Origin of the sequence: Sphingomonas sp. LC-1 (assembly GCF_025371035.1) — a bacterium.
GTDB lineage: Bacteria > Pseudomonadota > Alphaproteobacteria > Sphingomonadales > Sphingomonadaceae > Sphingomonas > Sphingomonas sanguinis_E.
Genome location: NZ_JANZXB010000032.1, coordinates 1 through 6,351 on the forward strand (window position 1 = coordinate 1; position 6,351 = coordinate 6,351).

6 protein-coding genes and 1 tRNA gene are annotated in these 6,351 nt (G+C 62.5%); 4 read left to right on the top strand and 3 right to left on the bottom strand.

Translation table 11 applies throughout. From position 1 onward, the window contains the following. Nucleotides 1-46 precede the first annotated feature (46 nt). Nucleotides 47-123 (top strand) — tRNA-Met (locus tag NZL82_RS19490). Here NZL82_RS19490 and NZL82_RS19895 read toward each other — a convergent pair. Continuing rightward, the gene (locus NZL82_RS19895; RefSeq protein ID WP_405051399.1) at nt 80-1,756 is read right to left on the bottom strand and encodes a recombinase family protein; all 1,677 of its coding nucleotides are present in this window, start codon (nt 1,754-1,756) and stop codon (nt 80-82) included. The genes NZL82_RS19490 and NZL82_RS19895 overlap by 44 nt on opposite strands. Beyond that, complete coding sequence (locus tag NZL82_RS19500) at nt 1,747-1,899, bottom strand: hypothetical protein (protein ID WP_261271358.1); 153 nt, start codon at nt 1,897-1,899, stop codon at nt 1,747-1,749. The genes NZL82_RS19895 and NZL82_RS19500 overlap by 10 nt, the downstream gene beginning before the upstream one ends. A 91-nt stretch (nt 1,900-1,990) precedes the next feature. Between NZL82_RS19500 and NZL82_RS19505 the strand changes: the two genes are divergently transcribed. Beyond that, the gene (locus tag NZL82_RS19505) at nt 1,991-2,548 is read left to right on the top strand and encodes a helix-turn-helix domain-containing protein (protein WP_261271359.1); all 558 of its coding nucleotides are present in this window, start codon (nt 1,991-1,993) and stop codon (nt 2,546-2,548) included. A 661-nt stretch (nt 2,549-3,209) separates the two neighbouring features. Here the strand turns inward: NZL82_RS19505 and NZL82_RS19510 are convergent. Further along, nucleotides 3,210-3,961, bottom strand: a protein-coding gene (locus NZL82_RS19510) for an IS5 family transposase (protein WP_405051400.1) whose coding sequence is annotated in 2 segments (ribosomal slippage) — nt 3,210-3,631 and nt 3,631-3,961 — 753 coding nt in all. Because the reading frame shifts where the segments join, the coding sequence is not laid out codon by codon here. Nucleotides 3,962-4,777: 816 nt separating this feature from the next. Between NZL82_RS19510 and NZL82_RS19515 the strand changes: the two genes are divergently transcribed. Both NZL82_RS19515 and NZL82_RS19520 read left to right on the top strand, forming a co-directional pair. Continuing rightward, nucleotides 4,778-5,917, top strand: coding sequence for an XRE family transcriptional regulator (locus NZL82_RS19515; protein ID WP_261271360.1), 1,140 nt, complete (start codon nt 4,778-4,780; stop codon nt 5,915-5,917). Then, nucleotides 5,917-6,246 (top strand): DUF4411 family protein, encoded by a 330-nt coding sequence (locus tag NZL82_RS19520; RefSeq protein ID WP_261271361.1) that lies wholly within the window; start codon nt 5,917-5,919, stop codon nt 6,244-6,246. The genes NZL82_RS19515 and NZL82_RS19520 overlap by 1 nt, the downstream gene beginning before the upstream one ends. Nucleotides 6,247-6,351 lie beyond the last annotated feature (105 nt).

Below are 6,351 nucleotides of genomic sequence, written 5' to 3' on the forward strand. Positions count from 1 at the left end.
CGAATACAAAAACCCATTCACTTGTCCTTGCCCCTATACCCAGTGTCGCGGGGTGGAGCAGCCCGGTAGCTCGTCAGGCTCATAACCTGAAGGCCGCAGGTTCAAATCCTGCCCCCGCAACCAACGCTATAGAACTCGATACGCCGCCCTCCAGGGCGGCGTTGTCGTTTAGGGCATACGTCACCAGCGACGCTACCCTGGCCACCACCTCCGCTGCGGGACCCTCCGGTTCATCCGGATAGATCGTCACGCTTTCGATAAGCCGCGACATGATTGATGCGGCCTGCCCGCGGACCGCAGGATCTTCCAGCGTGCTGCGCAGGGCGGCGATCCGCGCCCGAAACTGAGCCTGCAGAACGGATGGCGTTGGAAGCGAGGGAGGCGAGACCACCCCTCTGTCGACGGTAGCAGTTCGCGAGATCAGGCGGGCCTTCTCCGTCTCCCGTTCGTCGATCATCTGACGCAGGGCAGGGGTCGCGATACCCGCCAGCAGATTTTCGTACAGATTGCCGAGTTCGCGCTCGAGTTGCTGCCGCCGGATCCTGGCCGTGTCAGCCTCATGGCTGTCGATCCGGGCAAGTCGCGTGGCTTCGCGCTCATATTCCGCAATGAACAGGCGTACATGGTCTTCGGTGAGCAGGTGGTGCTGGATAGCCGTCAGGCTTGCCTCTTCCAGGGGCCCCTTGCGGACCGATAGCCTGTTGTCACAGGTGCCACGCTCCTTCTGACTGGCGCAGCGATAATAGTCCTTGCCGCTGATCGTGTAGTTGGACCCGCAGCAACTGCATCGGATCAGGCCGGATAGCAGATGCCTGTTGCGATTACCCCGGGCCACCGGCAGCGACGTGGTGGTGCGCTTGCGGGCGTTCAATTCCGCCTGCACCGCCTCGAAGTCACTATCATCGACGATGCGGAGGTCCGGGACCGCCACTTCGATCCACTCGCTGGGGTCTCGAAGCTGGTAGCGCCGTTCGCGCTTCTCCGAGTCCGGATCGCGGCGCCAGTGTCGACGCTTCCAGACAAGCCGTCCCGTGTAGAGGGGGTTGTTGAGGATGCCGACCAGCTTCTTTGGGTCGCCCCGGATGGTCGAGGCATTCCACAGCCCGCCACGAGGTCCTGGAATACCCTCATCATTCAGGCGGGTGGCGATCTGGATGCAAGACAAGCCGCCAGCGAACCACTGGTAAATTTGGCGAACCATGTCTGCCTTTGCCTCGTCGATCGCGAGCAGCCCACGGACGAGTTCGCCTTTCGCATCGAGCTGGATGACACGCTTGTAGCCATAAGCGCGGCCCCCGGCGAAACGCCCTGCCAGGACCGCCGCTTCCATGCCGCGCAAAGTCTTGTCGACAAGGTGTTTGAGGAAGATCGCGCCCATCAGGCCTGCAACGGCGAACTTGATCTCGTCGACCTGGCCTTCGCTGATCGTATGCAGCTGGACGCGGTGATAGGGCAGCTTCTTGCCCAGCCAGGCCACGTCCTCCGCGTCACGCGCCAGCCGGTCGAGTGACTCGCATACAATGAGGTCGACCTCGCCCGCCTCGACGGCCGCAAGCAGCCCTTTCAGTCCAGGGCGATCGCGCCGATAGCCTGAAATCTCTGGATCGAGCCAGGTTGCTACGACCCTGCCATTAAGTAAATTGACGAGCGGCGCACACGCCGCAACCTGATCATCGGACGACGTGGCCGTTTGCAGGGCGGTCGAATGTCTGCCGTACAATGCGACGCGACGTTGGCCGGAAATGGTCATGAGCATGAAGCCTTTTCTGTTGGGGGCCGTGCGGAAGACGCGGTGTGGCGGTGTTCTGCCGCCAGCTGCCGGGCGAGCAGCTGCACGAGTTCGGCCAACGCCTTCTCGCTTTCTGCATTTTTCACCCACGAGATCCGCACAATGGCCATGGGGCGGTGATAGGAAGGCAAAATTCAGGCGTGCATCAACGATACACAATCGTTAGATTGTATTTCGATGGCTCCTCGAAAGCCCGCCCGGATGCGCCTCCCGCCTGGCTATGCCAGGCTCAAGGACAACCTCGGCCAGATCATCCGGGCGCACCGGCTGGCCGGCACCGGCACCGATGCGCCCCTGCCGCCTAAGGTCTTTGCACACCGCGTCGGCATAAGCAGAGTAGCACTGTCGCGGATTGAGCATGACCGTGCTTGGCCACGCTCTGAGACGCTGCTGGCGATCATGGACATTTTCATGATTGACTGGCCTGATGTTGCCGAGCCCGGTGTGACGCGCTCATCAACTAGGCGAGAACCTGACACGCTGCAGGATTTGCAGCGCGACAATCTTTGCCGAGCATTGAGGGTGGGGCGCATCGCATTGGGATGGCGCCTGTCGGACCTGTCGCGTTACAGCGGCATATCCGCGTCGCAGCTATCGAGGATCGAACGCGGGCAGGGCGGTAAGTCTGCGGTCTTTGGCTGGCACCCGGATTACCTGGCGATAGAACTGCAGGACCGGTTGATCGCGTTCACTCACCCCGTCCTGGCAAATGTCGCCGGGGGCGGGGTTCGACCTATCCATCCGAGTTATCAGAAATGAACGACACATTGTCCTATAAGGCAGTTTGACCACCGACCTCATGATGTCGGTAGGACTGCTCAAAACTGGTGGATTACAGCCCGGCCGCTTTCGAGCGCTGAGGCGGCGTGAGCGGCCGTTCGTTCAGACGCCACCGGCCGTCAGCTACGCGCCCTCGAAGAGGTGGTTTGGCGGCATCTCTCGCGAGGCCGAAAGCCGCCGTTCATTTCAGCTAGTTGATTAACCTCGAAAATGCCCAGGCGCTGGTGCGCATGGCCTATCTTCCGGACGCGAGAAAGGCGTTAGGCGAGCCGGGTACCCGAGTGGCTGGCGCTGTGGCGCAGGCGCAGCGGGGCGTGCGCACCTGCGGTGCCGGTGGCACCGCCCAGCACACCCGAGCAGCGGCCTACGGTGCGGACGCGGGGCGCGGACGGGCTAGGGTTCGTGGAGGCGCGGCAGTGGCCCTGGGACGGCGGCGCCCGGCGCGAGCCGGTGCTGGACACCGACCGACACCCGCCCCGCGTGGTCAGGCACGTCGGCTGGCGGTCGTGTCTCCGCTGTCGCCGCCCGTACTTCTCCGCCGACGTAGCGCGGGTGCGCATGTGCGACCCGTGCAAAGAGGTGATCTAGAGACAGTCGGTCGCGGGCACGGGCCAGTGACCGACCTAGGCCGGATCGACATTCAGCGTAGCCAGATCATGGCGGCGGCGAGGTGGACGAAGCCGGTGAAGTGGATGACGCGTCGGTCGTAGCGGGTTGCGAAGCGGCGGAAATGCTTGAGGCGACTGAAGCATCTCTCGATCTGGTTGCGATGCTTGTATATGCCGTCATCGTGCGGGATGACGACCTTGCGGTTGCGCTTGGAGGGGATCACCGCCTCGGCGCCCATCGCTGCGATCTGGCTGCGCAAGTCGTTGCCGTCATAGGCCTTGTCGGCGAGTACTGCTTTGCCGCGCTGGCCCTCGAGCAGTTCAGGTGCCGAGGCGATGTCGCTGGCTTGCCCAGGCGTGATGCGAAAGCGCAAGGGCCGGCCGAACGTATCGGCGAGCATGTGGACCTTGGTCGTCAGTCCACCTCGGGAACGCCCCAACGCCTGATCCTTGGCCCCCCTTTTCCGGTTGCCGCCTGCTGGTGGGCGCGAACGATGGTGCTGTCGATCATCAGATACTGGTTGTCGCGATCCGCCGTCAGCGCCTCGAACACCCGCTCCCAGACGCCGGCATGACACCATCGGCTGAAACGCCGGTGTACCGTCTTCCACTTGCCATAGCGTTCCGGAAGATCGCACCAATGGGCGCCAGAGCGCAGCACCCACAAACATCCGTTTACGAACAATCGGTTATCTGCACCCGTTCGGCCGGGATCGGTCGTCTTGCCCGGAACCAGCGATGCGATCCGCAACCATTGCGCCTCGCTCAACTCGTACCGCTTGATCCCCATCGCTCGCTCCGCGTCTCCACACGGATGCCTATGAATCAGCCTTCAACAGCTTTGGGAATCCTGAATGTCGATCCGGCCTAGTGGACGCAGTGGTGCTAGACTCCCGCCGCCGCGCCCATCGGCAGCGTCCCGCACCTGCAATCCTAGGGTGTGGGGCGCCGTCGTTAGTACTTGAAGAAGTTCTCCGGCCAAAGTTGTTGAGGAAGGCGGGATCGGATCAGCGCAGCTGCCTGGCCAAGGCCTCGTTTCTCAATTTCTCGCAGGAAGTGCGGCCAAGGTGGTATGTTGCTCTTATAAACGAAGCTCGACGAGGTCGACATGCCTCCCCCTTGCGAGGTTGATAATCCACCGTACTGGCTGGTTGACAGTCCCCCGTATTGGGAGGTGGACAAGCCACCGTACTGCGAGGTCGATAGACCGCCGTACTGTGAAGTGGACAACCCACCGTATTGCGAAGTTGACATCCCACCATATTGAGATGTGGAGAGCCCGCCGTATTGGGACGTTGACGCACCACCATATTGCGACGTCGACATTCCTCCATACTGCGAGGTTGAGAGTCCGCCATATTGCGACGTGCTGAGGTTGCGTGGCCACATGCGCATGTTCGGTATTTCAGGTCGTGCCAATTGCGCCTCCGTTCAACTGCCCATTAGCTGGCAGTCTAACCTCCAATCAGGCGCAGTGTCACGCTAGGCAATTGCTTTTGCGTCGCTAACGAGACGGCAGCTGGCCACGCGTAAGAGCCGGGTAAGTGGCGCAATCTTTGCCATAGGAAGAACGCCGCCCTCGGTTATAACCTCCGGCGCAATGGCCGAGCAGATTCCCATCAACCCAGCCCTCCTCGTGTGGGCACGCCAGCGGGCGGGGCTGAGCCGTGACGAGGCCGCGCAGAAGTTCAAGCGTATAGCCGACTGGGAGGCGGGTGCGTCCGCCCCGACGTACCCGCAGCTGGAGCAGCTGTCGGACACCCTCAAGGTCCCGATCGCGGTCTTCTTCTTCCCCGATCCACCTGACGTACCCTCGATCAACGAGACCTTCCGCACGCTGCCGGAGGCTGAGCTGGAGCGCCTGCCGAGCCGGGTCCGCATGTTGATGCGCAAGGCGAAGGCCATGCAGATCAACCTGGCGGAGCTCACCCAAGGGCGGAACCCGGCCGACCGTATGATTACGCGGGACCTGCGGTTCGCACCCGACGTGGACATCGCCGAGATGGCCGCCACGGTGAGGGACTACATCGGCGTGCCCGTGAAGCAGCAACAGGCTTGGCGTGGTGACGACGCGGCGCTCAAGGAGTGGCGGACCGCGCTGCTCAACGTGGGCGTGTTCGTCTTCAAAGACGCGTTCCGAGCGGACGACTTCTCCGGGTTCTGCCTCTACGACGACGAGTTCCCGATCATCTACGCGAACAACAGTTCGACCAAGACGCGGCAGATTTTCACCTACTTCCACGAGTTGGCGCACCTCGTCTTCCACACCAGCGGCATCGACAAGGTTCGGGACCGCTACGTCGAGCGCCTCGCTGGTGATGCAAGGCAGATTGAGGTGATCTGCAACAGCTTTGCGGCGCACCTCCTCATGCCTGAAGACGCGTTCCAGCGCGCGATGGCGGGTAGGCAGGCTACCGAGGCGACCGCGGAGGCCCTCGCAGCCCAGTTCCACGTCAGCAGAGAGGTCATCTTCCGCCGCCTGCTCGACCACGGGAGGATCGCCCAGAATCAGTACGACCGAGCCGTCGAACGGTGGAATGCGCAGCGTCAGGTCGAGCGCGCGCCGGGGGGCAACCCGTACTGGACAAAGCTAGCGTATCTCGGGCGGGAGTACGTTGCCCTGGCGCTGTCGCAGTACCACCAGAACCGAATCGACGAAGGGCAGCTGGCGGACTTCCTCGACACAAAGCCGCGCCACGTCGGCGCCCTTGAGGAGTATTTCAGCCGGGGGGCTGCTTGATGTACGTCTTCGACACCTCGCCCCTCTCGACGCTGTTCAAGAACTACTACCCCCGCCGCTTCCCCACCCTGTGGGATCGCTTCGACGGACTGGTCGCGGACGGGCGCATCATCTCCACGCGGGAGGTGCGCCGTGAGTGCGTCGATGGGCCGGTTGAGACCCTGCGTGACTGGGCAGGTGAGCGCGAAGAGTTCTTCCACATCCCCGGTGCCGCCGAGGGCGCATTCGTGGGGCAAATATACGGGGTCGTCCACTTTCAGCAGAACATCGAGCAGCGGAAGCTGCTGAAGGGCGGTCGTAACGCGGATGTAGCGCGACGATCTGGATGAGAAGTTAGCGACGATCAGGATGAGAAGCGCTGATCGCGACGAGGTCGTTTTGGTGTGTTTGATTGCCGCTGGCAAGACCTATGTCTCAGGTTGATTGTCGGGGAG